Source organism: Bacillus sp. AMCV2, assembly GCF_056033925.1.
In genome coordinates, this window is sequence record NZ_JBVYIB010000002.1 from 950,001 (window position 1) to 975,863 (window position 25,863).

27 protein-coding genes, 3 tRNA genes, 2 pseudogenes and 1 riboswitch (1 of these 33 cut by a window edge) are annotated in these 25,863 nt (G+C 43.8%); of the genes and pseudogenes, 25 read left to right on the forward strand and 7 right to left on the reverse strand.

Annotated features, from left to right (window positions below; translation table 11 throughout):
* Both AC0OMA_RS04990 and AC0OMA_RS04995 read left to right on the forward strand, forming a co-directional pair.
* Window position 1 (forward strand) — tRNA-Leu (locus AC0OMA_RS04990); it begins 88 nt to the left of the window's first position.
* Between the two features lie 265 nt (window positions 2–266).
* Window positions 267–348, forward strand: a tRNA-Leu gene (locus AC0OMA_RS04995).
* A 79-nt stretch (window positions 349–427) separates the two neighbouring features.
* On the opposite strand, the gene spo0M is transcribed toward AC0OMA_RS04995, so the two are convergent.
* Window positions 428–1,204, reverse strand: a complete 777-nt coding sequence (spo0M, locus tag AC0OMA_RS05000) for a sporulation control protein Spo0M (protein WP_181218633.1) — start codon at window positions 1,202–1,204, stop codon at window positions 428–430.
* 141 nt (window positions 1,205–1,345) lie between these two features.
* On the opposite strand from spo0M, the gene AC0OMA_RS05005 reads away from it, so the two are divergent.
* Window positions 1,346–1,549 carry a hypothetical protein gene (locus AC0OMA_RS05005; RefSeq protein ID WP_014479229.1) on the forward strand — a complete coding sequence of 68 codons (204 nt, stop codon included), beginning with the start codon at window positions 1,346–1,348 and terminating at the stop codon, window positions 1,547–1,549.
* An 83-nt stretch (window positions 1,550–1,632) separates the two neighbouring features.
* Here AC0OMA_RS05005 and AC0OMA_RS05010 read toward each other — a convergent pair whose 3' ends face one another.
* Window positions 1,633–1,905 carry a spore coat protein gene (locus tag AC0OMA_RS05010; RefSeq protein ID WP_015383160.1) on the reverse strand — a complete coding sequence of 91 codons (273 nt, stop codon included), beginning with the start codon at window positions 1,903–1,905 and terminating at the stop codon, window positions 1,633–1,635.
* Window positions 1,906–1,984: 79 nt separating this feature from the next.
* Here AC0OMA_RS05010 and AC0OMA_RS05015 point away from each other — a divergent pair.
* Window positions 1,985–2,637: pseudogene (locus AC0OMA_RS05015) on the forward strand (Type 1 glutamine amidotransferase-like domain-containing protein).
* A gap of 68 nt (window positions 2,638–2,705) precedes the next feature.
* A riboswitch (TPP riboswitch) is annotated at window positions 2,706–2,813 on the forward strand.
* A 132-nt stretch (window positions 2,814–2,945) separates the two neighbouring features.
* Window positions 2,946–4,718: a phosphomethylpyrimidine synthase ThiC gene (thiC, locus tag AC0OMA_RS05020; RefSeq protein WP_130572139.1), complete on the forward strand. Its 1,773-nt coding sequence runs from the start codon at window positions 2,946–2,948 to the stop codon at window positions 4,716–4,718.
* A gap of 40 nt (window positions 4,719–4,758) precedes the next feature.
* On the opposite strand, the pseudogene AC0OMA_RS05025 reads toward thiC, so the two are convergent.
* Window positions 4,759–4,947: pseudogene (locus AC0OMA_RS05025) on the reverse strand (BBE domain-containing protein); the annotation flags it as partial.
* Window positions 4,948–5,241: 294 nt separating this feature from the next.
* Between AC0OMA_RS05025 and senS the strand changes: the two are divergent.
* Entirely contained in the window at window positions 5,242–5,439 is a 198-nt protein-coding gene (senS, locus tag AC0OMA_RS05030) for a transcriptional regulator SenS (RefSeq protein ID WP_003245192.1), read from the forward strand.
* Window positions 5,440–5,465: 26 nt separating this feature from the next.
* Here senS and katA read toward each other — a convergent pair whose 3' ends face one another.
* Entirely contained in the window at window positions 5,466–6,917 is a 1,452-nt protein-coding gene (gene katA, locus AC0OMA_RS05035) for a catalase KatA (RefSeq protein ID WP_014476225.1), read from the reverse strand.
* A gap of 407 nt (window positions 6,918–7,324) precedes the next feature.
* Between katA and AC0OMA_RS05040 the strand changes: the two genes are divergently transcribed.
* From AC0OMA_RS05040 to rpsN, 6 genes are all read left to right on the forward strand, one after another.
* Window positions 7,325–8,092 carry an ABC transporter ATP-binding protein gene (locus AC0OMA_RS05040; protein ID WP_181218635.1) on the forward strand — a complete coding sequence of 256 codons (768 nt, stop codon included), beginning with the start codon at window positions 7,325–7,327 and terminating at the stop codon, window positions 8,090–8,092.
* Window positions 8,093–8,109: 17 nt separating this feature from the next.
* A complete protein-coding gene (locus tag AC0OMA_RS05045; protein WP_063334930.1) occupies window positions 8,110–9,108 on the forward strand; it encodes an aliphatic sulfonate ABC transporter substrate-binding protein in 999 nt (332 codons plus the stop codon).
* On the forward strand, window positions 9,105–9,935 hold the full coding sequence (locus AC0OMA_RS05050) for an ABC transporter permease (RefSeq protein ID WP_181218637.1): 831 nt from the start codon (window positions 9,105–9,107) through the stop codon (window positions 9,933–9,935). The genes AC0OMA_RS05045 and AC0OMA_RS05050 overlap by 4 nt, the downstream gene beginning before the upstream one ends.
* A 22-nt stretch (window positions 9,936–9,957) precedes the next feature.
* Complete coding sequence (gene ssuD, locus AC0OMA_RS05055) at window positions 9,958–11,088, forward strand: FMNH2-dependent alkanesulfonate monooxygenase (protein WP_003245787.1); 1,131 nt, start codon at window positions 9,958–9,960, stop codon at window positions 11,086–11,088.
* Between the two features lie 104 nt (window positions 11,089–11,192).
* Complete coding sequence (locus AC0OMA_RS05060; protein WP_474222422.1) at window positions 11,193–11,729, forward strand: hypothetical protein; 537 nt, start codon at window positions 11,193–11,195, stop codon at window positions 11,727–11,729.
* 112 nt (window positions 11,730–11,841) lie between these two features.
* Window positions 11,842–12,111 (forward strand): 30S ribosomal protein S14, encoded by a 270-nt coding sequence (gene rpsN / locus AC0OMA_RS05065; protein ID WP_474221949.1) that lies wholly within the window; start codon window positions 11,842–11,844, stop codon window positions 12,109–12,111.
* A 17-nt stretch (window positions 12,112–12,128) separates the two neighbouring features.
* On the opposite strand, the gene AC0OMA_RS05070 is transcribed toward rpsN, so the two are convergent.
* A complete protein-coding gene (locus AC0OMA_RS05070; protein ID WP_014476230.1) occupies window positions 12,129–12,602 on the reverse strand; it encodes a membrane protein in 474 nt (157 codons plus the stop codon).
* A gap of 1 nt (window position 12,603) precedes the next feature.
* Window positions 12,604–12,804 carry a helix-turn-helix transcriptional regulator gene (locus tag AC0OMA_RS05075; RefSeq protein WP_009966860.1) on the reverse strand — a complete coding sequence of 67 codons (201 nt, stop codon included), beginning with the start codon at window positions 12,802–12,804 and terminating at the stop codon, window positions 12,604–12,606.
* Between the two features lie 193 nt (window positions 12,805–12,997).
* On the opposite strand from AC0OMA_RS05075, the gene AC0OMA_RS05080 reads away from it, so the two are divergent.
* Window positions 12,998–13,071, forward strand: a tRNA-Gly gene (locus AC0OMA_RS05080).
* Between the two features lie 90 nt (window positions 13,072–13,161).
* Here the strand turns inward: AC0OMA_RS05080 and AC0OMA_RS05085 are convergent.
* Complete coding sequence (locus AC0OMA_RS05085) at window positions 13,162–13,785, reverse strand: B3/B4 domain-containing protein (protein ID WP_047182328.1); 624 nt, start codon at window positions 13,783–13,785, stop codon at window positions 13,162–13,164.
* A gap of 82 nt (window positions 13,786–13,867) precedes the next feature.
* Here AC0OMA_RS05085 and queG point away from each other — a divergent pair, with 82 nt between their 5' ends.
* The 12 genes from queG (at window position 13,868) to AC0OMA_RS05145 (ending at window position 25,854) form a co-directional block, all read left to right on the forward strand.
* The gene (gene queG, locus AC0OMA_RS05090; RefSeq protein ID WP_251218172.1) at window positions 13,868–15,028 is read left to right on the forward strand and encodes a tRNA epoxyqueuosine(34) reductase QueG; all 1,161 of its coding nucleotides are present in this window, start codon (window positions 13,868–13,870) and stop codon (window positions 15,026–15,028) included.
* Between the two features lie 66 nt (window positions 15,029–15,094).
* The gene (locus tag AC0OMA_RS05095; RefSeq protein ID WP_080467280.1) at window positions 15,095–16,024 is read left to right on the forward strand and encodes an amidase domain-containing protein; all 930 of its coding nucleotides are present in this window, start codon (window positions 15,095–15,097) and stop codon (window positions 16,022–16,024) included.
* 37 nt (window positions 16,025–16,061) lie between these two features.
* Window positions 16,062–16,544, forward strand: a complete 483-nt coding sequence (gene trmL, locus AC0OMA_RS05100) for a tRNA (uridine(34)/cytosine(34)/5-carboxymethylaminomethyluridine(34)-2'-O)-methyltransferase TrmL (protein WP_003233442.1) — start codon at window positions 16,062–16,064, stop codon at window positions 16,542–16,544.
* A 125-nt stretch (window positions 16,545–16,669) separates the two neighbouring features.
* Window positions 16,670–17,311 carry a YhbD family protein gene (locus tag AC0OMA_RS05105; RefSeq protein ID WP_063334934.1) on the forward strand — a complete coding sequence of 214 codons (642 nt, stop codon included), beginning with the start codon at window positions 16,670–16,672 and terminating at the stop codon, window positions 17,309–17,311.
* A complete protein-coding gene (locus AC0OMA_RS05110) occupies window positions 17,302–18,015 on the forward strand; it encodes a bactofilin family protein (protein WP_015383176.1) in 714 nt (237 codons plus the stop codon). Before AC0OMA_RS05105 ends, AC0OMA_RS05110 begins: the two co-directional genes overlap by 10 nt.
* 11 nt (window positions 18,016–18,026) lie before the next feature.
* Complete coding sequence (locus AC0OMA_RS05115) at window positions 18,027–18,734, forward strand: hypothetical protein (protein WP_474221950.1); 708 nt, start codon at window positions 18,027–18,029, stop codon at window positions 18,732–18,734.
* Window positions 18,735–19,083: 349 nt separating this feature from the next.
* The gene (gene prkA, locus AC0OMA_RS05120; protein ID WP_014476240.1) at window positions 19,084–20,979 is read left to right on the forward strand and encodes a serine/threonine protein kinase PrkA; all 1,896 of its coding nucleotides are present in this window, start codon (window positions 19,084–19,086) and stop codon (window positions 20,977–20,979) included.
* 179 nt (window positions 20,980–21,158) lie between these two features.
* Window positions 21,159–22,337 carry a sporulation protein YhbH gene (gene yhbH, locus AC0OMA_RS05125; RefSeq protein WP_003233432.1) on the forward strand — a complete coding sequence of 393 codons (1,179 nt, stop codon included), beginning with the start codon at window positions 21,159–21,161 and terminating at the stop codon, window positions 22,335–22,337.
* 159 nt (window positions 22,338–22,496) lie between these two features.
* The gene (locus tag AC0OMA_RS05130; RefSeq protein WP_003233431.1) at window positions 22,497–22,961 is read left to right on the forward strand and encodes a MarR family transcriptional regulator; all 465 of its coding nucleotides are present in this window, start codon (window positions 22,497–22,499) and stop codon (window positions 22,959–22,961) included.
* Window positions 22,962–22,996: 35 nt separating this feature from the next.
* A complete protein-coding gene (locus AC0OMA_RS05135) occupies window positions 22,997–23,662 on the forward strand; it encodes a biotin/lipoyl-containing protein (RefSeq protein ID WP_014476241.1) in 666 nt (221 codons plus the stop codon).
* Window positions 23,663–23,702: 40 nt separating this feature from the next.
* Window positions 23,703–25,301, forward strand: a complete 1,599-nt coding sequence (locus tag AC0OMA_RS05140; protein WP_003233429.1) for an MFS transporter — start codon at window positions 23,703–23,705, stop codon at window positions 25,299–25,301.
* 22 nt (window positions 25,302–25,323) lie between these two features.
* Window positions 25,324–25,854 (forward strand): NAD(P)H-dependent oxidoreductase, encoded by a 531-nt coding sequence (locus AC0OMA_RS05145; protein ID WP_003233428.1) that lies wholly within the window; start codon window positions 25,324–25,326, stop codon window positions 25,852–25,854.
* The last annotated feature ends 9 nt before the right edge of the window (window positions 25,855–25,863 follow it).

A 25,863-nucleotide genomic window follows, 5' to 3' on the forward strand; every position in this document is an offset into this window, starting at 1 on the left:
AATTTTACTTACATGGTAAGTTGAATTGGTGTTTGTATTTTATCATTATAACTAATCATATTAATGATCTACATAAGTAGATCATTTTTTTAATGCTTTGATTTATCATAACAAGTTAAGTTCCGAGGCCTATTATAAAGCGGCTGTTTAGCTAGTCTTTCAACACTTTTATTTTATATTTCCAAAAAAACTTTTTTGAAATACGTTGACACTTTATGAGATCCATGATATATTTATATTCGTCGGTTAGATACGACGTAAAACTTGCCGGTGTGGCGGAATTGGCAGACGCGCACGACTCAAAATCGTGTTCCTTCTGGAGTGTCGGTTCGACCCCGACCACCGGTATACTGAAAAACCCGTTTCTTAACAGAAACGGGTTTTTATTTTTTATTAAAGAAAAGGAGCCTCAGCTCCTTTTTTTTATTTACTCAGCGTATTGGTCTAGGATCTCTTCTAGCACCTCTTCTAGCTCTTCTGTATCTTCAAGCTCTGATTGGCTGAAACGGACGCGTACAAGCTGTTCTCCGTCATTATACATCTCTTCCAGCCACCCTCGGAGTCCTCTAGCTCTGCGGTCGACTTCGAAAATGATTTCCAAACCGTCTTCGTCTAAAAGGAAAATGAGCTCTAATTCATCAAGCATCTGACGATAATATCCGGAAGTCGGAACGAATTCGAATTCTTGAACGAACGGAAGACGACGCTGGAAGTAGGGCGCTTGTTCGCAGTCTGCTTCGTTAAGACGGAAGCCCAGGTTTTCGATTGCTTCAAGCACATTTTCAATCCAAGGGTGCGCTTCAACGAAAATGCGGTCATGATCGGATTTATCGATACCGCCTTGAATGTCAAGGTCTGTCACCACGGCAACCTCTACTTTCCCTACAGTGATCGGCGTATCTAGAGGCAGAGTGAATGTGAACGGAAATTGATGCTCTTCACCAGGCTGAATGGTAAATAAACCAGTGACCCGGAAAGAATGAATTGTAGCGTATTTCCGGTGCTCTTCATCGTCTTTTACAATGACATACCGTGTGCTAAGCTGTAAATCGATATAACGGATGTCCTGAGCGATTTTTCCGCCTTTGACATGTACCGTTCCCCGTACTTCTTCTCCTGGAAAATATGCGTCTTTTTCTAAAATTGTATCTACTTTTGCAGCTCCAATTCCGGCACTTGCCGCAAGCTTTTTAAAAAATGACATGTTAGATCTTCCCCTTTTTCTTTTTTCTCAACAGATATACGTAAGAAGGAGGAAAAAAGATTCGTTTAATTCATACTTTTTTCCTATTATTCGTCTCGGCCTAGGGACAGACTAAGAATAATATTGAAAATAAAGGAGTGGATGGAAGTGAATAAAGAAAGTTTGGTTGCAGATGAATTACACAGAATGTTTTTGGCTGGTGAGCTGCAAATCACAGTAGAGGAGGATATAAACAATATTTCCGAAAGGCTGAGAAACGGCGATCTCAGTTTAGACCGATTAAGCGGTGAAGACGCGTTTATAAAAGAAACGGTAAACGAGGCTTTAAGAAGAGTGGAGCAATAAAAAAGAGGCGGCATCTCATCTTTGAGATCCCGTCTCTTTTGGTGGTCTTTGCTGTAAGATAAAGCGAATCGATTTGAAATTGCTCACCCGAGCCACCCCTTTTCTAACAGAAAATCTGACAGTTCATCTTGGAGATGAATGGCTGTATCTAATTGATCATGCAACGCTCTTCTGATGTGGGGATTTTCGGCTTCTGTTATTGCGACAGTGTATTTGTTAATGCTGGTTTTTATTGTTGTTAACAAATCAAGAATATCTTTGGGACAAAGACTTTGTTCAATGGGAAACCACCTCCTTTGTTTTTTTAGCAGCTCCTGATAAGAAAGTATTTGGCTTTGTTTCTTGCTTCTATACAAAATGCTATAATAAGCAACAAATTTGTTGGGGGGTGTGATGATGAAGCAGATTATTGCGATGGGGGGCGGGGGTTTTTCGATGGAGCCGGATAATTTGTCCCTCGATCAATATATCCTCAATCAATCAAAACGAGAGCAGCCTCGTATTTGTTTTTTGCCGACGGCGAGCGGAGATTCCCAAAACTATATTCAGCGGTTTTATCATGCATTTCAAACACTGGATTGTGTGCCGTCTATTTATCTTTGTTTAAGCCGCCATCAACAGATTTAGCTTCTTTTGTTATGGAAATGGACGTGATTTATGTTGGCGGGGGAAATACGCGGAATTTACTTGTGTTATGGAAAGAGTGGGGGCTGGACCATATTCTCAGGGAAGCATGGAAGAACGGTGTGGTCCTAGCTGGATTAAGTGCCGGTGCGATCTGCTGGTTTGAAGAAGGGGTGACAGATTCAGCCGGACCGCTGACAGGTTTGAAAAGTTTAGGTTTTTTGCAAGGGAGCTTTTGTCCCCATTATGACGGGGAAAAGGATCGGAGACCGGCATACCACCAGTTGATATCTAACAAGTTCTTATGCAGTGGCTATGCAGCGGATGATGGGGCTGCTCTCCATTTCATAAATGATCAGCTGTTTCAAATCGTGAGTTCAAGAGCGGGTGCAAAGGCATATCGGGTGATAATGGGGGAACATGAAGTATCTGAAATCCCGTTGCCGGTCAAATATTTGGGATGAATTAGCTGAATATTTTCTATATTCCTCTTTTTTTCAGATTGGTTTTATGTTAAGATGAGGGCGAAATCAATAGTTACTGGGGGTGCCCGCTTTCGGGCTGAGAGAGAAGGTAAGCTTCTTAACCCTTTGGACCTGATCTGGTTCGTACCAGCGTGGGGAAGTAGAGGAATTGTTTTTGTTATTGTCGTGCTGGGCAATAATATGTTTCTTTCTGACTGTAACCGGGTTCATTTATATGAATCCGGTTTTTTGTGCTGGTTATGGGCTTGATTTTGTCCTTTCAAACGAAGAAAGGGGAAGGAAAAGTAATGCAAAACAATTCAGTGCAGCAAGCCAACATTTCCATTATGTCAAGTTTTTCAGGTAGCAAGAAGGTATACGTGGAGGGTTCTTCTTCGGACATCCAAGTGCCGATGAGGGAGATTGCATTGAGTCCGACGACGGGATCGTTCGGCGAAGAGGAAAACGCGCCTGTGCGTGTCTATGATACAAGCGGACCGTATACGGACCCTGAAGTAACCATTAATATTCAAGAAGGATTAAAGCCGCTCCGCCAAAAATGGATCACAGAGCGCGGTGACGTGGAAGAGTATGAAGGTCGGGCTATAAAACCAGAAGATAACGGTTATAAAAAAGCAAATCCAAACGTAAGCTACCCAGGATTAAAGCGGAAACCGCTGAGGGCGAAGGCAGGTCAAAATGTTACTCAAATGCACTATGCAAAAAAGGGGATCATTACACCTGAGATGGAATTTATCGCCATTCGTGAGCATGTGTCTCCTGAATTCGTCAGAGACGAGGTAGCCAGCGGCCGGGCGATTATTCCTTCAAACATTAATCACCCTGAAAGTGAGCCAATGATTATCGGCCGGAATTTTCATGTGAAGATTAATGCAAATATCGGGAATTCAGCGGTTACGTCATCCATTGAAGAAGAAGTGGAAAAAATGACGTGGGCCATCCGCTGGGGAGCAGATACAATGATGGATCTCTCTACCGGAAAAGATATTCATACGACGCGTGAATGGATTATCCGCAATTGCCCCGTGCCTGTGGGAACTGTTCCGATTTATCAGGCGCTTGAAAAAGTAAACGGCGTAGCGGAGGATTTAACGTGGGAGATTTATCGTGATACGCTAATCGAGCAGGCAGAGCAGGGAGTGGATTATTTTACGATTCACGCGGGTGTTTTGCTTAGGTATGTACCGCTGACTGCCAAACGGACAACTGGTATTGTGTCACGCGGGGGAGCGATTATGGCGCAGTGGTGTCTGGCTCATCATCAAGAAAGCTTTTTATACACACATTTTGAAGAAATATGTGAGATTATGAAAACGTATGATATTGCTTTCTCTCTTGGGGATGGTTTGCGTCCCGGATCAATTGCTGATGCCAATGACGAAGCGCAGTTTGCTGAATTAGAGACGCTTGGAGAGCTGACGCAAATTGCCTGGAAGCATGATGTTCAGGTGATGATTGAGGGTCCTGGACATGTTCCGATGCATAAAATCAAAGAGAACGTCGATAAACAAATGGACATTTGTAAAGAAGCGCCTTTTTACACATTGGGGCCGCTGACAACGGATATTGCCCCGGGATATGACCATATTACTTCAGCGATCGGAGCGGCGATGATCGGTTGGTACGGGACAGCAATGCTTTGTTATGTAACGCCGAAGGAGCATTTAGGGCTGCCAAACCGTGATGATGTTCGTGAAGGAGTCATTACATATAAGATTGCTGCGCACGCTGCAGACCTTGCAAAAGGGCATCCTGGGGCGCAAATCCGGGATGATGCGTTATCGAAAGCCCGTTTTGAATTCCGTTGGCGGGATCAGTTTAATCTATCTCTTGATCCAGAGAGAGCGCTTGAATACCATGATGAAACCTTGCCTGCTGAAGGAGCAAAAACCGCTCACTTTTGTTCCATGTGCGGTCCGAAATTTTGCAGCATGAGAATTTCACAGGATATTCGGGATTATGCGAAGAAAAACGATCTCAGTGAAGCAGAAGCCATAAATAAAGGATTAAAAGAAAAAGCAAAAGAGTTTGTCGATACGGGAAGCAATTTATATCAATAAAAAAGATGAAGATGGAGAATGCTCCATCTTCATTTTTTTTTTAGAAAAACAGAGAGCGTCGAAGCGGCGGAATACTCTGTTCAAAGCGGAAAACATTTTCTGTATCATATTTCGTTTTGACACGGCGGAGTCGTTCAACGTTTTCGCCGTAATATGTTCTTGGCCAGTTTCTGATTTCGATATCTGGCCAATTTATGTAGTCTCCCATCGTTTCTCTCGATAGTCCGGATCATCCCGTGTTACGATACGTCCGGTCAATTTTGTCTTTTCCACACTCCCACCTCTCTTTCTCTCGTATTCTAGTTTCTCTAGCTTATGCGTTAGGGGAAAAGAGTGTATAAGGAAAAAGCGGGGATGCAATCTGATACAGTGTCAACACTCTCAAAAAAATAGTTGACAGGTCGGTATTGTATGAATTAACATGGTCAGTACAAATTTTTCAAATTTATCGCGCTGATCGGAACACCGAAGGCTCTTATCGTTTAGATAAGGGCCTTTTTTGTATGAAAAGGAGGGATTATTGATGGGAGTCAAAAAAGAAAAGGGGAGAAAACGATTCAGGAAGCGAAAAACCTACGGGAATCAGATTTTGCCGCTTGAGCTGCTGATTGAAAAAAACAAACGAGAGATTATAAACAGCGCGGAGCTCATGGAAGAAATTTATATGAAGATTGATGAGAAGCATACGCAATGTGTAACTAAATATAAAAAAACCCGCTGACTACAGCGGGTTTTTGCATTTCTACATTAAGCATCTTTTTTAATCGGCAATCCAAGGCCTTCTGCCACGCGTTTTCCGTATTCAGGATCCGCTTTGTAGAAGTGCTCGATTTGGCGCAGCTTGATTTCTTCTTTTTCTACCGGCTTCATAGCATTAACGATATTTTCAACAAGGCGGGTACGTTCATCTTCACTCATTAAACGATACAGATCACCGGCTTGAGTGTAGTGATCGTTGTGATCGTAGCTTACGCTGTCAGCGATACCTTGTACCGGATATGCTGCTTGCTTATCCTCAGGTGACTCTTTTGGACCGCCGAAGCTGTTAGGCTCGTAATACACAGATCCGCCGCCGTTATCGTCAAAGCGCATTTGTCCATCACGCTGATAATTGTTTACTTTGTTGCGTGCGCGGTTGATTGGCAGCGCTTGATGGTTTGCACCGACACGGTAGCGGTGTGCATCATGATAAGCAAACAGTCGGCCTTGAAGCATTTTATCCGGTGAAACATCAATACCGGGCACGAGTGTTCCAGGTGAAAATGTCGCTTGTTCTACCTCTGCAAAGTAGTTTTCCGGATTTCTGTCTAGAACCATGCGTCCGACCTCGATTAACGGATAGTCTTTCTGAGACCAAACTTTTGTGACATCAAACGGATCGAAACGGTACGTGTTTGCATCTTCTAAAGGCATGATTTGCACATATAGTTTCCATGCAGGATAATCACCGTTTTCGATTGCATTGAAAAGGTCTTCTGTATGGTAATCAGGGTTTTCACCGGCAATTTTTGCTGCCGTATTGACATCAAGGTTTTTCACGCCTTGTTCCGTTTTAAAGTGATATTTAATCCATACGCCTTCGCCTTCGGCATTTGTCCATTTGAATGTATGGCTTCCGAAGCCGTGCATGTGGCGAAGTGTCGCAGGAATTCCGCGGTCAGACATCAGGATTGTCACTTGGTGAAGTGACTCTGGTGAAAGTGACCAGAAATCCCATACAGCCGTAGGATTTTTCAGGTGTGTTTTTGGATCTCTTTTTTGTGTATGGATGAAATCAGGGAACTTAATCGCATCGCGGATAAAGAATACAGGCGTATTGTTGCCGACGATGTCGTAGTTTCCTTCTTCAGTATAAAATTTAACAGCAAATCCGCGCGGATCGCGAACTGTGTCAGCAGAGCCAAGTTCACCGGCAACTGTTGAGAAACGGATGAACAACGGTGTGCGTTTGCCGACTTCAGAAAGGAAAGCGGCTTTCGTGTATTTTGTTACGTCGTTTGTCACTTCAAAATATCCGTGTGCGCCTGCTCCTTTGGCGTGAACAACACGTTCAGGAACACGTTCTCGGTTGAAATGGGCCAATTTTTCGAGTAAATGTACATCTTGAATTAAAGTTGGTCCGCGAGAACCGGCAGTCATTGAGTTTTGATTATCTCCAACCGGAGCGCCCCAGCTAGTTGTCAGTTTATTTGAACTCATGTTATCACCTCTTGGAATTTATAAGAACATAATATCATCTCTAAGTAAAAAGTCAATATTATTTTATAATTATTATAAAATAGTTATCTCTATTAATCGATATCTAGTATCGAAAGTGTTGAAAAACCTTGTTGTAACAGCTTTTTATGACACTTAATAATTTTTGGAGAAATAATTTTTCCTTCTCTATTTGCGAAACAAGCAGAGTAAGTGATAAACAAGGATATCAAAAATCGTATTTAAAAAAGAGTTGACATATCGGAATAATTTGAATTAACATGTTATTCAAACAAAAAAACAATTGGGCAGCTGATCGGACCGCCGAAGGCTCTCATCTCTACAAGAACAGAGATGGGGGCCTTTTTGTTTTTTTTGAAGGCGGGGTTGGCAGAAAGAGAGGGATAAAAGTGGCTGTGACCATCAGCATCAAAGAAAAGGCATTTGTTCAAGAGGGCCGCAAAAACACGGTCTTAGAGAACATAGAATTATCAATCGCACCAGGCGAATTTCTAACGCTTATCGGACCGAGCGGGTGCGGAAAAAGCACCCTGTTAAAGATTATTGCAGGGCTTGATTCTGAATATGACGGGAGTGTTGAAATTAACGGCCGCAGCGTAACAGCTCCGGGTATTCAGCAAGGATTTATTTTTCAGGAACACCGCCTCTTTCCTTGGCTGACTGTTGAGCAGAATATTGCAGCCGACTTGAATTTGAAGGACCCAAAAGTCAAACAAAAGGTGGATGAACTGATCGAGATTGTCAGATTGAAAGGATCGGAAAAAGCATATCCGCGCGAGCTGTCAGGCGGCATGTCACAAAGAGTAGCCATCGCCCGGGCCCTTCTGCGGGAGCCTGAGGTGCTGCTTTTAGATGAACCGTTTGGTGCACTCGACGCTTTTACAAGAAAACACCTGCAGGACGTGCTGCTGGATATATGGAGGAGGAAAAAAACAACGATGATTCTCGTCACTCATGACATAGATGAATCTGTTTATTTAGGAAATGAGCTTGCGATCCTTAAGGCCAAACCTGGGGAAATCCATAAGCTGATGCCTATTCACCTGGCGTATCCGCGGAACCGGACGACTCCGGATTTCCAAGCGATCAGACAGAGAGTGCTGTCGGAATTCGAGAAAACAGAAGATTTGGAGTACGCAGAAGGATCAGGGATATAGAAAGGGCGGAAGCGGAAATGAAAAAAGGACTCATTGTATTGGTTGCCGTTATTTTTCTGCTCGCAGGCTGTGGAGCAAATGGAGCCAGCGGTGACCACAAACAATTGAAGGAAATTCGTATTGGTATTCAGCAAAGCTTAAGCCCGCTTTTGATCGCAAAGGAAAAAGGCTGGTTCGAAGATGCATTTGAAAAAGAAGGCATCAAAGTGAAATGGGTGGAGTTTCAAAGCGGTCCGCCCCAATTTGAAGGCCTTGCGGCAGACAAACTTGATTTTTCTCAAGTCGGTAATTCGCCTGTGATCGCTGGACAGGCGGCAGGCATTGACTTTAAAGAAATCGGTTTGTCTCAGGACGGTTTGAAAGCAAACGGCATCCTTGTCAATCAAAACAGCGGCATTCAAGACGTTAAGGACTTAAAGGGGAAGAAAATTGCAGTCGCCAAAGGCAGCAGCGGGTTTGATTTTTTGTATAAAGCGCTTGATCAAGTGGGGTTGTCAGCTAACGATGTGACAATTATTCAGCTTCAGCCTGATGAAGCAGCTTCCGCATTCGAAAACGGATCCGTTGATGCCTGGTCCATTTGGGAGCCGTACTTGTCCTTAGAAACAATAAAACACGGAGCAAAAATCCTTGTGAACGGAGAAAGCACAGATTTATATTCACCGGGTTTTACTTTAGTAAGAACAAAGTTTTCAGAAGAGCATCCAGACGAAGTGGTCCGTTTTCTGAAGGTGTTTAATAAAGCCGTTGTATGGCAAAAGGAACATCTGGATGAAGCAGCGGACTTATATTCTGACATTAAAGATCTCGATAAAAAGGTCGTCGAAAATGTGCTGAAAAATACTGAACCTCTGAATGAGGTCATCAGTGACGACATTGTGAAAGCGCAGCAGGAAACAGCAGATTTTCAATTTCGAACAAAGGCGATAGATAAGAAGATTGATGTGAAGGATGTTGTCGATAACACTTTTATCAAAAAAGCATTAAAGGAACATTCCTCAGGAGGTGATCAATGATGAAAGCAGAGGCTGCGGGCTCGCTGCCCAAAACGAATGCGGAAGCGGTGCGAAAAAAGCCCGGAAGGAAGAGATACGGCTGGATGAAGGGGCTTTTACTGCCCGCTGTCATCATTGCCATCTGGCAGGTCATCGGCGGGCTGGGGGGTGTGTCCGCTACAGTGCTGCCTACACCTGTTACGATTGTTCTGACCTTTAAGGAGCTTATTTTGTCCGGCGAACTGTTCGGCCATCTGCAAATCAGCATTTATCGGGCGGCGCTTGGTTTTTTGCTTGGCGCGGGGCTTGGATTGATGATCGGGATTTTGGCCGGATTCTCCAAACGGACGGAGCTGTATCTTGATCCGTCGTTGCAAATGCTTAGAACCGTACCTCATCTGGCCGTCACGCCGCTGTTTATTTTATGGTTCGGATTTGACGAAGTATCTAAAATTTTGCTGATTGCGCTCGGTGCCTTCTTTCCTGTCTATATCAATACGTTTAACGGCATCCGCGGGGGTGACGCGAAGCTGTTTGAAGTCGCCCGGGTGCTTGAATTTAAATGGCATCAGCAGATATCCAAAGTGATATTGCCGGCAGCCCTGCCCAATATATTACTAGGCATTCGCTTATCGCTCGGCATTGCATGGCTCGGGCTCGTTGTGGCAGAGCTGATGGGCTCAAGCTCGGGAGTCGGCTATATGATCATGGATGCGAGACAGTTTTCACAAACGAATAAAGTCTTTGCAGGGATTATCATTTTTGCAGTGGTTGGAAAGCTGACGGATTCCTTTGTCAGGCTGCTTGAACGAAAGCTGTTAAAGTGGAGAAACAGCTACGAAGGATAAAAGATATAAAGGGGAGATGAATATGGAAATTCTTTGGTTTATACCGACTCATGGAGACGCGAGATATTTAGGATCTGAAAGTGATGGACGGACTGCGGATCATCTTTACTTTAAACAAGTCGCGCAGGCGGCAGACAGGCTGGGATATACAGGAGTTCTTCTGCCAACGGGAAGATCGTGCGAGGACCCGTGGCTTACAGCGTCGGCACTGGCAGGAGAAACAAAGGACTTAAAGTTTTTAGTCGCGGTAAGACCTGGTTTAATGCAGCCTTCTTTAGCAGCCAGAATGACATCCACCCTAGACCGCATTTCAGACGGCCGGCTGCTGATCAACGTTGTGGCAGGGGGCGATCCGTATGAGCTGGCAGGCGATGGCCTGTTTATCAGCCATGATGAGCGCTACGAGGCAACAGACGAATTTTTAACCGTTTGGCGGAGACTTTTGCAGGGAGAAACGGTTTCCTATGAAGGAAAGCATATAAAAGTGGAAAATAGCAATCTGCTTTTCCCGCCGCAGCAAGAGCCGCATCCGCCCATCTATTTCGGCGGTTCGTCCCAGGCTGGGATTGAAGCTGCCGCAAAGCATACAGACGTGTACTTGACATGGGGTGAGCCGCCTGAACAAGTAAAAGAAAAGATAGAAAGAGTCAAAAAGCAAGCGGCAAAAGAAGGGAGGTCCGTTCGATTTGGCATTAGGCTGCATGTCATTGCCCGTGAAACTGAACAAGAGGCATGGGAAGCGGCAGAGCGCTTGATCAGCCACTTGGATGATGACACCATTGCCAAAGCGCAGGCAGCTTTGAGCCGTTACGACTCTTCAGGCCAGCAGCGGATGGCCGTCCTTCATCAAGGCGATCGGACGAAGCTTGAAATCAGCCCGAATCTGTGGGCGGGGATCGGCCTGGTCAGAGGAGGGGCAGGAACAGCTCTTGTCGGTGATCCGCAGACGATTGCCGACCGGATAGCGGAGTACCAGGCACTCGGCATAGAATCGTTTATATTCTCCGGCTATCCGCATTTAGAAGAAGCGTATTATTTTGCAGAGCTTGTATTTCCGCTTTTGCCGTTTGAAAATGATCGGACGAGAAAGCTTCAGAACAAAAGGGGAGAAGCGGTAGGAAACACTTATTTTGTTAAAGAGAAAAATGCATGAGTTTAACTAAAATACAGCCCCCCCGAACATGGTATGATATTCAAAAAAAGGGGGCTTTTTTTCTGAAAACATTGAGAAGCGCGGCAGTCATTTGCCTCATAGCTATGCTGTCTGCATGCGGACATTCAAAACAGATGGAAATCAAAGCGGCGGACATATCAGATCTTGAAAAAAACAGAATGGATGTCGCAGCTTCACAGGCATTCACTGCCGAAGCCGTCAATATCGGTGAAGGTATTTCTTCAGCTGACATGTACATCGAACATTATCAAAAGGGAAAGCTTGTTGAGAGGTTTGGACCGGTTCGTGCAGATTATTCAGAGGAAAAAACCGATACCATACAATTTGTTTATTTTGAGAATGAAGAGGGGGAAGGAAAGAATAAACATACCACCATTCATTTTGGCATTGTAGATAAACAGGGAAATATAGCGGCTGATTCATCGGTGAAACGCGACGATAGCACAACACAGGAAATGACTCAGAACATTTCATCGCCGGAACCGATTACTTTCGAGAAGCCTGCTTTGTTCGGCAGCAGTATTAGAGGGACTGACGAGACAATGCACACCTCTGAACATAAAAAAGAGCTCATTAAGCATCAAGATGCGTTACTGTATTATGTGGAATTGCATCATTAGAATGGGCGGCTTCAGGCCGTCTGTTTTACAAAGCGGTATGCTTGCTTTTTTGAATGGTGCATGATACATTTTAAATCGTAACAATTTCGATTTAAAAGGGAGGCAATGTGACTTGGCTAAAAAATCAAAATTGGCAAAAGAGTTAAAACGCCAACAGCTTGTTGAGCAATACGCTGGTATTAGAAGCGAGTTGAAGGAAAAAGGAGATTACGAGGCACTCAGCAAGCTGCCAAGAGATTCAGCACCGGGAAGGCTTCACAACCGCTGCATGGTAACGGGGCGCCCGAGAGCATATATGAGGAAGTTTAAAATGTCCAGAATCGCTTTCAGGGAGCTGGCCCATAAAGGCCAGATTCCCGGTGTGAAAAAAGCAAGCTGGTAAGAAAAAACTCCGGCCGATTATAGCGCGCCGGAGTTTTTTTCGTTTTTCTTGAAAGAGATGACGTAGGAAAGGTGCTGGATGATCATGATGATAAACACAATAATAATAGGGAAAAACGGAATACGTGATTGAAATAGCGGATAAAAAATGAGAAGAACCGCTGCGGCAGGCAGCGAGAAGTAGACAGCGATATATGACGCGCGACATGCTTTTGCCGTCATCATCTGCTCTCTTTCATCCTGCTCTTCAAACTCATCAGGCAGAAGAAGCTGCTTTCTGGCAGGGCGGCTTTTTTTCTGTAAGTACAAATAAACCGCAGACGCCGCAACAAACAGAATAAAGGGGGTGAGGTTTAATTCAAATACCATCCCGCCGCTCTTTGTGCCGAAAAAAGATGCTATGCCTTCTGAGGCTTCAAAGTATGAAATCAGCGTCCAGCATGCAAGGCCAAATAACACAAGGTGAAAAGCTGCTTTTGTTTTCATGCTCATCTTAGTTTTCCTCCTCTAACCAAAAGACATCCTCCATTTTCATGGAGAAGGCTTTGCAGATTTTCAGTGCTAACAGCAGTGAGGGAACATAATCGCCTTTTTCAATAGCTGCCACAGTCTGTCTTGTGACGCCGACCGTTTCTCCGAGTTTTTCCTGAGAATAGCCGAAGCGTGCCCTCAGCTCTTTTACTTTATTTTTCATCATGACGTCTGTCCCCTTCACAATCTCGATTGATTATATTGTATAGTATACTTAACATTATGTAAATGGAACTTAACAACTTTACAAAAAGATAACTTTTTTTCGACAAAATTTTTATATTCCCTTGACGAAAAATAAATAAACATGTAATATAAAAAAAGTCAGAGCGGTACTGTTACTGACAACCACAAATGCGGGTGTAGTTTAGTGGTAAAACCTCAGCCTTCCAAGCTGATGTCGTGAGTTCGATTCTCATCACCCGCTCCATACATACGTTATTAACGCAGTGTTTCGTTTCTCAGATAAACGAAGTATTGCGTTTTTTTATGTAAAAAAGAACACGGTATTCGTGTTCTTTTACGTAAGCCAATGTACTGTATGGGTGCCGCCGTGAATTTGTTCAAACATTTTCGTTAATGATGATAAGAGGTTAACAGCGCTGCTTTTCTCAATGGATGGCGGGAAAAAAATGATTTGCAGCATATTCTTAGTCTCGTTTGAAACGGGATAGTGGTTGACGTTGTTTTTGAAATCGCCAAATACGCCGTTTTCATCAGAGAAAATCAATATGTTTTCTTTTTCTCCCAATGAGATCCGGACTTGCTCGTGAAGCTTGCCGGCATCATAAATCATAATGGGCAGAGAATATTTTAATGCGAAAAAATTGATTGTGTCATGGGCCGAGTCTTTACTTTCCATGAATTGTTCCTTGGATATCGGGACCAGCATGTCCTCCATTGGGGTTGTTTCTCCCTCAAATGAAGGGTTAAGCTGTTTAAAGAGTTCCTGCCATTCCTTGACGAAGGATTCATCGGATATACCGCAGTCCGCATAGTCGAAAAACAAGGATTCTTGAAACAGGCGGAGTCTGCCTTTCAGCATTTGCGGTGAGGAGCCGACTTCGATATTCTCATAAATGACAGCAGCTGCATGTAAGCCGGCCGCACGTTCAGTAATAACAGAATCAAGTTTGATATTCACTAGCATTCACTCCAGTTACGTGATATCAACCTATTATAAACGCTGTATCGTTTTATCACAAAGAAAGGAGGCTGTGCAAAACATGAACGTTTATCAGCTCAAAGAAGAATTAATTGAATACGCGAAAAGCATTGGCGTGGACAAGATTGGTTTTACGACCGCTGATACTTTTGACAGTTTAAAAGACCGTTTGATTCTTCAAGAATCACTTGGCTATCTCTCCGGCTTTGAAGAGCCGGATATCGAAAAAAGGGTGACGCCGAAGCTTCTTTTGCCGAAAGCGAAATCAATAGTGGCAATTGCTCTCGCATATCCTTCCAGAATGAAGGATGCACCGAGAAGCACGAGAACTGAGCGCAGGGGCATTTTTTGCAGAGCTTCCTGGGGAAAAGACTATCATGATGTGCTGAGGGAAAAGCTTGATCTGCTGGAGGATTTTCTAAAAAGCAAGCATGAGGATATCAGAACGAAGTCAATGGTTGATACAGGTGAATTGTCTGATCGCGCCGTTGCGGAACGTGCCGGAATCGGATTCAGTGCGAAAAACTGTATGATCACAACACCCGAGTATGGCTCTTATGTGTATTTGGCGGAAATGATCACAAATATCCCTTTTGAGCCTGATGTGCCGATTGAAGATATGTGCGGGTCCTGCACGAAATGCTTGGACGCCTGCCCGACGGGAGCACTGGTTAATCCCGGGCAGCTTAATGCGCAGCGCTGCATCTCTTTTCTGACCCAGACAAAAGGATTTTTGCCTGATGAATTCCGGACAAAAATCGGAAACCGCCTGTACGGGTGCGATACGTGCCAAACGGTATGCCCTCTCAATAAAGGGAAGGATTTTCATCTTCATCCGGAAATGGAGCCTGATCCTGAGATTGCCAAACCGTTATTGAAGCCGCTTTTGACCATCAGCAATCGGGAATTTAAGGAGAAATTCGGGCATGTCTCAGGTTCTTGGCGCGGGAAAAAACCGATTCAGCGAAACGCCATTCTCGCGCTTGCGCATTTTAAGGATGCTTCCGCACTGCCTGAATTGGCGGAACTGATGCACAAGGATCCGCGTCCTGTCATCAGGGGGACAGCCGCATGGGCAATCGGAAAAATCGGAGACCCCGACTACGCGGAAGAGCTTGAAAAAGCGCTGGAAAAAGAGAAGGATGAAGAGGCAAAGCTGGAAATTGAAAAAGGAATTGAGTTGCTAAAAGCTTCAGGCATGACTAAACAAGGCCTGTCCTGACATACGTATAGAGCAGAAGGAAAAAACACTTGAGATCATCCAAGTGTTTTTTCTCTATAAAAAAGTATGGCGGGTGGGGTGAGCTTGAAGCACATTTTAGAACAATTAGCGGAGGAGCGGCTGGGCTTTCTGGTTAACGGGCATGCTATGAGACAGGAGTCTCAAGTCGGAGACCTTAAAGTCATGGAGCGTAAGAAAAAGCTTCTGGAAAAACGTAAAGTTGACATCATAAAAGCGAAAGCAAAGGCCGTGATTAATCATGTGCGGGTTGAGGATGACGGAACGACCTGCCTTTCGTATACCATCCATTACGAATACGTGTGTAAGGAACAAGATGACAGCTTGTATATAGAAGAGCACATAGAGGAGCGAATGGCTTTCCTGTATGATCACATTTTGATTAGTGATCAGGAAATTGCGAAAAAGCCGGCTGGATTTCATGAAGGGACCAGTATTATTGACTATTCTGAAGAGGAAAGAGAAGCGTTTGGCAGGGCTTTTCAATACGATCGTCTCGGCGCTGTCCAATATGCCGAGAAATTTTGGAACAAGCGCAATCCTGCTTATAAAAATTTCAGCGATAACTGTACCAATTTTATTTCTCAGTGTCTTCATGCAGGAGGCGCGCCGATGCGCGGTCATCCGAACAGGGGATCAGGCTGGTGGATGAAACAAAGCTCATGGAGCTACAGCTGGACGGTGGCTCACTCTATGAAAATGTATTTGTCGAATTCAAAGGCCGGACTGCGTGCGGTGCGGGTGAAATCAGCGGAAGAACTGATGCCGGGCGATGTGATTTGCTATGACTTCGAAGGAGACGGCCGGTTTAATCATACAACGATTGTCGTGGCAAAGGACAAAGGCAATATGCCGCTTGTCAACGCCCAAACCTATGACAGCCGGATGAGGTATTGGTCATATGAGGATTCTACGGCATACACGCCGTCAATACGATATGCCTTTTTTCATATCGTTGATGATACGACAAAAGAGTAATTAATGTTATAATGATGGGCGGATAAGAAAAACAGAGGTGAACATTGTGGCATTACATGTCGTTTTATATCAACCAGAAATTCCCGCTAACACAGGGAATATTGCACGTACTTGTGCAGCAACCAATACAACGCTACACCTGATTCGTCCGCTCGGCTTTTCAACGGATGATAAAATGCTGAAGCGTGCCGGACTCGATTATTGGGAGTTTGTTAACGTTGTGTATCATGATTCGTTAGAAGAATTGTTTGAGGCATATGAAAAAGGCCAGTTTTTCTTTATTACAAAATTTGGCCAGCAGCCTCATACATCATTTGATTACACTGATCTTGACGAGGATTATTTCTTCGTGTTCGGAAGAGAAACAAGCGGTTTGCCAAAGGATTTAATTCAAAATAATATGGACCGCTGCCTGCGTCTTCCGATGACAGAGCACGTCAGATCGTTAAATCTGTCCAATACTGCCGCGATTCTTGTTTATGAAGCGCTGCGCCAGCAAAATTACCGTGATTTAAAATAGTGAAAAAACCCGCTCATCGATGATGGGCGGGTTTTTTTGCAGATGTTGAAATGCTTTGTTTCGTTTTTGGGCTTAACAACGTAACAGTGTTATGTTACAATGTACCCATCAAAGGAGCTGGACTTATGGAAGAACAATTAATCTCTAAAAAAGAATTACTTGAAAGAACATCGATTTCATACGGTCAGCTGTATCGATGGAAGCGGAAAAACTTAATACCTGAGGAATGGTTTATTCGTAAATCCACATTTACAGGGCAAGAGACGTTTTTTCCGAGAGAGGAGATTTTAAAACGTATCTCAATGATTCAAAAGATGAAGGAAAATTTGTCTTTGGATGAAATGAGGGAAATGCTGTCGCCGAAAATGAAGGATGTCAGCATGACCGCTGATGAATTGCTTCATAAAGGTTTGGTTTCAAGGCCTGCTCTTGAAGCCTATTCAGAAGACGGAGAAAGTCGGGTTTTTTCATCCAGCGATTTGCTTTCGCTGTATGTGCTTGAGGGACTGCTGCAGTCTGGAAATGTCAGCCTTGCAGAAGCAAAAATGGCTGCAGAGGTATTAAAGAAGCATGATACTGAAGAGATTGAAAAACAGACGGAGCTGATTGTGCTCCGCAAGCTCGGTGTCACAACTTGTTTTATAGCGGCTGCGGCGGACAGCATTTTGTTTGAATCATCCGTAAAGGTTGTGGAACGGGTAGATTTATTAAAAGCTTCAGAGGAATTAAAAACAACATTTATGCAGGAGGGCCATCAATGGATGTAGTGGAAAAGCTGGTGATAAACGGATCAGGAAGTTCAAAGGGAGGAACATTTCAATCTGTTGAGATTAATGGCAGCGGGACAGTGGCCGGGGACGTGGAGTGTGACACTTTTTCTTTTAATGGAAACGGAAAAGCGGACGGCAGCGTCAAAGCGAAAGCGGTAACCATCAGCGGTTCAGGAAAGATACATGGAGACGTTGAAGCAGAATCTATCCGGATGAATGGCACTGGTTTTATTCAAGGAGAGGTATCTGCAAAACAATTGAAAATCGCTGGATCATCAACATTTGGCGGCACTGTCAAGGCTGATGCCATTGACATTAGCGGAAAAGCTGTCATGGAAGCAGATTGTGAAACAGAAACCTTTCAATCAGAAGGGAAATGCAAAATCAGCGGGCTTTTAAATGCAGACCAGGTGATCATTAAGCTTTCTGCAGGGGAAAGCTATGCGCGGGAGATCGGCTGCCGCCATCTTCAAGTGACCTGCAGAAAAGGAATGCTGACATTGCTCAGATTGATGCCGCAGCCTGTTCTAACAGCAGAGCTGATCGAAGGTGACGTGATTGAATTGACAAATACAAAGGCGAAAACCGTGCGCGGAAATAAAGTGGTCATCGGCCCGGATTGCCAGATTGAAACTGTCGAATACAGCGGGGACTATACCTGTGACCCAAGCGCATCGGTTGAAACATCTACAAAGTTGTAAGGAGGATCGTAATGGAGACAACAAAACTGGGAAATTTAAAATTATATGGTGCTGGGCATGCCGCAGGAGGCGCGTATCACAATGTCAGCATCAAAGGAGAAGGTGTAGTTGGAGAAGGGCTGTCTGCTGTAGGCTGCCGCATATACGGAACGGGCCTTTTTCTCGGAAAAGCAGAGACTGAGCGGCTGCGTGTGCTCGGAGAAAGTGAATGTAAAGGCGATCTGACAGCCGGCAAAATCAATATATATGGGACAATGAAAGTCAGCGGCTCACTTCAATTTGATCGATTCAATCTGAAAGGCCAGACTGAAATTGGCGGGAATATGACTGGAGAATCCTGCGATGTGAAAGGGAAGCTTAGCGTAAAAGGTGATTGTGAAACAGAAATGTTCCATGTCACAGGCTGTGTTGATGTATCGGGGTTATTAAATTCGGGTGAGATCAAGCTGGGATTGAGCCATGATATAAGCCATGTGCAGGAAATCGGCGGAACAACAATTACAGTGAATAGACGCGCGAGTTTTTTTAACCGGAAGAAAGGGAAGCTGATCGCCGATGTCATAGAAGGCGATCGGGTTTATTTGGAGAATACCGAAGCGGCAGTCGTCAGGGGAAAAGAAGTGATCATCGGGCCAGGATGCAGCATCGGAACAATTGAGTACGAAAACAAATATGAATGCAATCCGCATTCACAGATTAAAGAAAAAACAAAACTATAAAACATTGTTCTGTTATATAAAAAGGGTGCTCTTTCAGGAGCACCCTTTTTTATTCTTTTCCAGGCTTGCTTTCGTATCCTGCGGTAAAAATTGATACTAAAAAAGTGACAATGACACCCATCATGATGATTGTTTTCACCGTCTCTCCCCCTCTTCAATTTTTCCGTGCTGTCCGAGTCTGGATGATTCTGTATTTTTCTTTATTATGAACGGTCGCAGTCTGCCTTGTCAACGATGTATAAGTATCTTTATTTTTAAGAAACCAAAGCATGTATCACGAGATGGCGGCATAGATTGTATCAAAGTACCTTATTTGCATAGTGTATCAAACATGATAGAGGAGGTCCTTATGGATATATTAAAGAAAATTGAACAGTACAGAGAGGAAGAGCAGCGGCTGAAATGGGAAGGAACTTTCGCCGATTATTTGGAGATTATTAAAGAAAATCCGATGGTCGCGCAATCTGCTCATTCTCGAGTTTTTAATATGATAAAAGACAGCGGGATAGAGGAGATTGATGGACGCAAGAAGTACAGTTTTTTTGACCGCGAACTGTTCGGGCTTGAAGAATCTCTGGAGCGTCTTGTGGAAGAGTATTTTCATCCGGCTGCCAAACGTCTAGATGTCAGAAAGCGGATTCTATTGCTGATGGGGCCTGTGAGCGGCGGTAAATCCACGCTGGTCACGATGCTCAAAAAAGGTCTCGAAGCGTACACGCTGACAGATAATGGCGCTGTATATGCGATTAAAGGCTGCCCGATGCACGAGGACCCTCTACATTTAATCCCCCATCATTTACGCGATGACTTTTACAGGGAATACGGCATTAGAATAGAAGGAAGTCTTTCTCCTTTAAATGTCATGAGGCTGGAGGAAGAGTACGGAGGAAGAATTGAGGATGTGAAGGTGGAACGCATCTTCTTTTCAGAAGATAAGCGTACGGGAATTGGAACATTCAGTCCCTCTGATCCGAAGTCTCAGGATATTGCCGATTTGACGGGGAGTATTGATTTCTCAACAATCGCCGAGTACGGTTCAGAATCGGATCCGCGCGCTTACCGGTTTGACGGAGAGCTGAATAAAGCGAACCGCGGGATGATGGAGTTTCAGGAGATGCTGAAATGTGATGAGAAATTTCTCTGGCATTTGCTTTCCTTGACACAGGAAGGGAATTTTAAAGCTGGGCGGTTTGCGTTAATTTCTGCTGATGAGCTGATCGTGGCTCACACGAATGAAACGGAGTATCGCTCATTTATTGCTAATAAGAAGAATGAAGCCCTGCACTCAAGAATCATCGTGATGCCGGTTCCTTATAATTTAAAAGTGTCTGAGGAAGAGAGAATTTATGAAAAAATGATCGCTGAGAGCGATGTGGCGGATGTTCATATTGCCCCGCATACGTTGAAGGTCGCCGCGATGTTCTCAATCCTTACCCGGTTAAAAGAGCCGAAGCGGTCGGATATTGATCTGGTCAAGAAAATGAGACTGTATGATGGAGAAAGTGTGGAAGGATATAATTCTGTCGACGTTGAGGATATGAAAAAAGAATATAATGATGAAGGCATGAGCGGCATTGATCCGCGGTACGTGATCAACCGGATTTCTTCAACGATTATCAGAAAAAATATGGAATCGATTAATTCTCTCGATGTCCTTCGCTCCTTAAAAGAAGGTCTTGATCAGCACCCATCAATTTCAAGCGAGGACAGGGAGCGGTATTTGAATTTTATTTCTGCCGCCCGCAAGGAATATGATGACATTGCGAAAAAGGAAGTTCAAAAAGCGTTTGTGTATTCGTATGAAGAATCAGCAAAAACACTTATGGACAATTACCTCGATAACGTAGAGGCTTATTGCAATAAAAACAAGCTTCGTGATCCTTTGACTGGAGAGGAAATGAACCCTGACGAAAAGCTGATGAGATCCATCGAAGAGCAGATCGGCATTTCAGAAAACGCCAAAAAAGCGTTCCGCGAAGAAATTTTAATCCGAATCTCGGCCTATGCGAGAAAAGGCAAGCGGTTTGATTACAATTCCCATGAAAGACTGCGTGAAGCTATTCAGAAAAAGCTGTTTGCTGATCTGAAGGATGTCGTTAAAATTACGACTTCAACAAAAACGCCGGATGAGCAGCAGCTGAAAAAGGTAAATGAAGTCGTGGCCCGTTTAATTGATGAGCACGGCTACAACTCGACGAGCGCCAATGAGCTGCTGAAATATGTCGGCAGCCTGCTGAACCGATAAGCAACGTGACCCGTCCGAATAGGGCGGGTTATTTTGTCCCATTTTCTAAATAGTTTGTCAATTAAACGTGCATATGTGCATATGATGAATATAAATCTTTTCGAAAGACTTGTTTCATAATCTGGCACAAGCCGGAATACGTATGTATCACGACCACAAATGGTTAAGGAGGGGAATTCATGTCCCAAAATGACAGCGGCCATTTTTTGATTTCTGAGGAAAACTGGTCCCTCCATCGCAAAGGCTTCGATGACCAGCAGCGCCACCAGAAAAAAGTGCAGGAAGCGATCAAAAACAATCTTCCGGACCTCGTAACTGAGGAAAGCATTATTATGTCTAATGGAAAAGATGTAGTGAAGATCCCAATCCGTTCACTTGATGAGTATAAAATCCGTTATAACTATGATAAAAATAAACATGTAGGGCAAGGAGACGGCGAGAGCCAGGTTGGAGATGTTGTGGCCCGGGATGGTTCAGACAAAAAACAAGGGCCTGGAAAAGGGCAGGGTGCCGGTGATCAGGCAGGCGAGGATTATTATGAAGCGGAAGTTTCATTAATGGATTTAGAAGAAGCGCTTTTTAAAGAATTAGAGCTTCCGAATCTCCAGCAAAAAGAGCGGGACAATATCATTCATACAGATATCGAGTTTAATGATATCCGTAAAACAGGGTTAACCGGTAATATTGATAAGAAAAGAACGATGATGTCAGCCTTTAAACGAAACGCAATGTCAGGAAAACCGTCGTTCTACCCAATTTATCCGGAGGACCTGAAATATAAGACGTGGAATGACATCACAAAGCCCGAATCAAAAGCGGTCGTTTTAGCCATGATGGATACAAGCGGCAGTATGGGGGTTTGGGAAAAATACATGGCCAGAAGCTTCTTTTTCTGGATGACCCGTTTTTTGCGGACAAAATACGAGACTGTGGAAATTGAATTTATTGCCCATCATACAGAAGCAAGAGTGGTCTCGGAGGAGGATTTTTTCTCAAAGGGAGAAAGCGGCGGAACCATTTGTTCTTCCGTATATCGGAAGTCGCTTGAGCTTATTGATGAAAAGTACAATCCCGCCCGCTATAACATTTACCCGTTTCATTTTTCTGACGGTGACAACCTGACATCTGATAACGCGCGCTGTGTGAAGCTGGTCAATGATATTATGAAGAAGGCCAATCTGTTTTGCTACGGCGAGGTCAATCAGTACAACAGGCATTCAACGTTAATGTCTGCATATAAAAATGTAAAAGATGAGAAATTTAAGTACTATATTTTAAAACAGAAATCTGATGTTTTTCAGGCTCTTAAGAATTTTTTCAGAAATGAAGAGTCTGGTGTAAGCCATCAATTTTCGTAATGAAAAGCCCATTTCAGGGCTTTTTTTTATTTAATAAAAGCAAGAAAACGTTTGCGAAAAAAATACGGGAGAAAAAGAAATTTTTCCTTTGACAAATCTTCTTTCATTTATTAATATTTTATCTTGTGAACTATTATTGAGGAATGAGGTGAAAAGGAGTTGACTGAATCAGAACGTGCTTTGCTCACTTTTGAACAGCTCTTCGATACGTCTCGGGCGATATATAAAAAACAGAAGAAGATATTGGAGATTGTGCTTGAGCCTTTTGATATTACAGTCCTTCAATATTTGCTGATGTTTAAAATTCATCAAAGCGGAAGCACCCCGCTAAGCAAGCTGGCAATGTCGCTTGATCTTAAGCCTGCTTCTGTGACGCGGATGACAGATATTCTGTATAAGCGCCAATTGATGAATCGATATGACAGTCCGGATGACCGCCGTATCGTCATGATTCAGTTAACCGAAGAGGGGGAAGAACTGATAGAAAAAGCCGCTGTGCAATATGCAAAAATGGGTGCTGGCTTGTACCAAAAGCTTGATACCTCCCAGCTGCAGTATTTGCGCAAACTAGCCGGAAGCTTAACGAAGCTTGCTGAAGGCTGTTCAGAAAAAAGCGGTAATTAAAAACTTCTCACATATTTTCACCAGCTTTCCGCAAAATGATAGAGGATGAAACGAAAGGAGAAAACAAAATGAACAGAGGACGTTTAATTCTGACCAACATTATCGGTTTGATTGTTGTTCTTGCAATTATAGCTGGAGGTGCTTACTACTATTATCAAAGCACAAACTATGTAAAAACAGATGAAGCAAAAGTAGCGGGCGATATGGCTGCTATTACTGCTCCAGCAGCAGGTAAAGTATCTGACTGGGATCTGGACGAAGGAAAAACAGTGAAAAAAGGCGACACAGTTGCAAAAATCAAAGGTGAACAAACTGTTGACGTAAAATCCATTATGGATGGAACAATTGTGAAAAACGAAGTGAAAAACGGACAAACCGTACAAGCTGGTACAACAATTGCACAAACGATTGACATGGACAACCTATACATCACAGCAAATATTAAAGAAACAGATATTGCGGATATTGAAGTAGGAAATAGTGTAGACGTAGTAGTTGACGGAGACCCTGATACAACATTTGACGGTACTGTAGAAGAAATTGGTTATGCGACTAACTCAACTTTTGATATGCTTCCTTCTACAAATTCAAGCGGAAACTACACAAAAGTAACACAAAAAATTCCTGTGAAAATTTCAATCAAAAACCCATCTGATAAGGTGCTTCCTGGAATGAATGCATCTGTTAAAATTTCTGAGTAAAACAGATCAGTCATCAAACCATGAAAGGAGGTTGTCTTAGATGGCTACAGGCAAAGAAAAAAATGCAAAAAACCCTATGTCATTGCTGATTGTGCTAATGGCGGGTTTATTTTTGGCAATTCTAAACCAAACACTGCTTAATGTTGCAATGCCGCACTTAATGACTGAATTTGGCGTAAGTGCAACGACGATTCAGTGGCTGACAACAGGTTACATGCTTGTTAACGGAGTATTGATTCCGTTATCTGCTTTCCTGATTACACGATTTGGCCAGCGGAGTCTCTTTCTCGTCGCAATGTTTTGTTTTACGCTCGGTACGTTAGTCTGCGGTATCGCACCTAACTTCTCTACAATGCTGATCGGCCGTTTGATTCAGGCCGTGGGCGGAGGTATCTTGCAGCCGCTCGTTATGACAACCATTCTGTTAATTTTCCCGCCTGAAAGCAGGGGGAAAGGAATGGGGATTTTCGGGCTAGCGATGATGTTTGCTCCAGCGGTCGGCCCGACTCTTTCCGGGTGGATTATTGAGCATTATACATGGCGCATTATGTTTTACGGACTTGTGCCGATCGGCGCAATTGTTATCATTGTGGCTTTCTTCATCTTTAAAAATATGGTGGAGCCGCAAAAAATCAAACTCGATACTCTTGGCGCAATCCTCTCGATTGTCGGATTCGCCTCCTTATTATACGGAGTCAGTGAAGCCGGGTCTGACGGCTGGACCGACCCGATTGTATTGTCTACAGTTATTATCGGAGCCATTGCAATTGTTGCTTTTGTTGTTCAGCAATTGCGTCATGATGATCCGATGCTTGATTTCAGAGTGTTTAAATATGACATTTTCTCACTCTCGAGTGTCATTAATATCATTATTACAGTAGCACTTTACACTGGTATGTTCCTTTTACCGATCTATCTGCAAAACCTGGTCGGCTTTACGGCGCTTCAATCCGGTCTGCTTCTGCTTCCGGGTGCGATCGTTATGCTGATTATGTCACCGATCTCAGGTATATTGTTCGATAAATTCGGACCGAGACCGCTTGCGATTATCGGGCTTCTCGTGACAGTGGTAACAACATATCAATACACGCAATTGACAATTGATACACCATATACACACATCATGCTGATCTATTCAATTCGTGCATTTGGTATGTCTCTCTTAATGATGCCAGTCATGACAGCCGGGATGAACCAGCTTCCTGCCCGTCTGAACAGCCACGGAACGGCGATGAGTAACACGCTTCGCCAAATCAGCGGATCAATCGGAACAAGTTTAATTACGACGATTTATACAAACCGGACGACATTCCATTATTCACAAATTGCAGATAAAACAAGCACGGCGGACCCGAACTTCCTCCATGCGTTCCAAAATGCAGTTTCGAATTTAATGGTGAATATGAATGTGTCTTATGATACGGCGAAAACATATGTGTACTCCCATATTTATAAACACGCGTCACTCGATTCCAATGTCATGGGGATAAATGATGCCTTTATGTGGGCAACCTTATTCTGTGTAGCAGGTTTGATTTTAAGTATCTTCCTGCGTGACGTCAGAAAAGATAAATTGCGTAAGAAGAAAAAAGAGGAGCTTTCATTACTTCCTGCTCCAAAAGAAGCTAAGGAATCTTAATCTGTACAGGGAGGTTTCCTGAATGAAAATTTATGTAGTATATGATAGTGAAGGCGAACATACTAAAGTGCTTGCAGAAGCGATCGCTGAAGGCGCGAGAGAAAACGACGCGGCTGAAGTGTTCATCGACCATGTAGATCAGGCTGATATCCGCAAGCTTAAAGATATGGATGCGATTATTTGGGGATGCCCAGGGCATTTTGGAACAATCAGCTCCGGTCTTAAAACTTGGATCGACAGACTTGGCTACTTGTGGGCTGAAGGCGAGCTGATCAACAAAGTCGGTGCTGTCTTCTGCACAACGGCAACAACACACGGCGGCTTGGAAATGACAATGCACAATTTAATCACGCCGATGTTCCACCAAGGCATGATTGTTGTCGGACTGCCTGGCAACGTGCCTGAAAACGCACTTTATGGCTCTTATTACGGAGCAGGTGTCACTTGTCCGGTAGACAGTGATGAGTTAATGTCTGAGGAAGGTATTCAGCTTGGACGCGCGTTGGGAAGACGTGTCAGCCAAGTTACAGGAAACCTAACAGCAGGACAGTAAGGAGAGGTT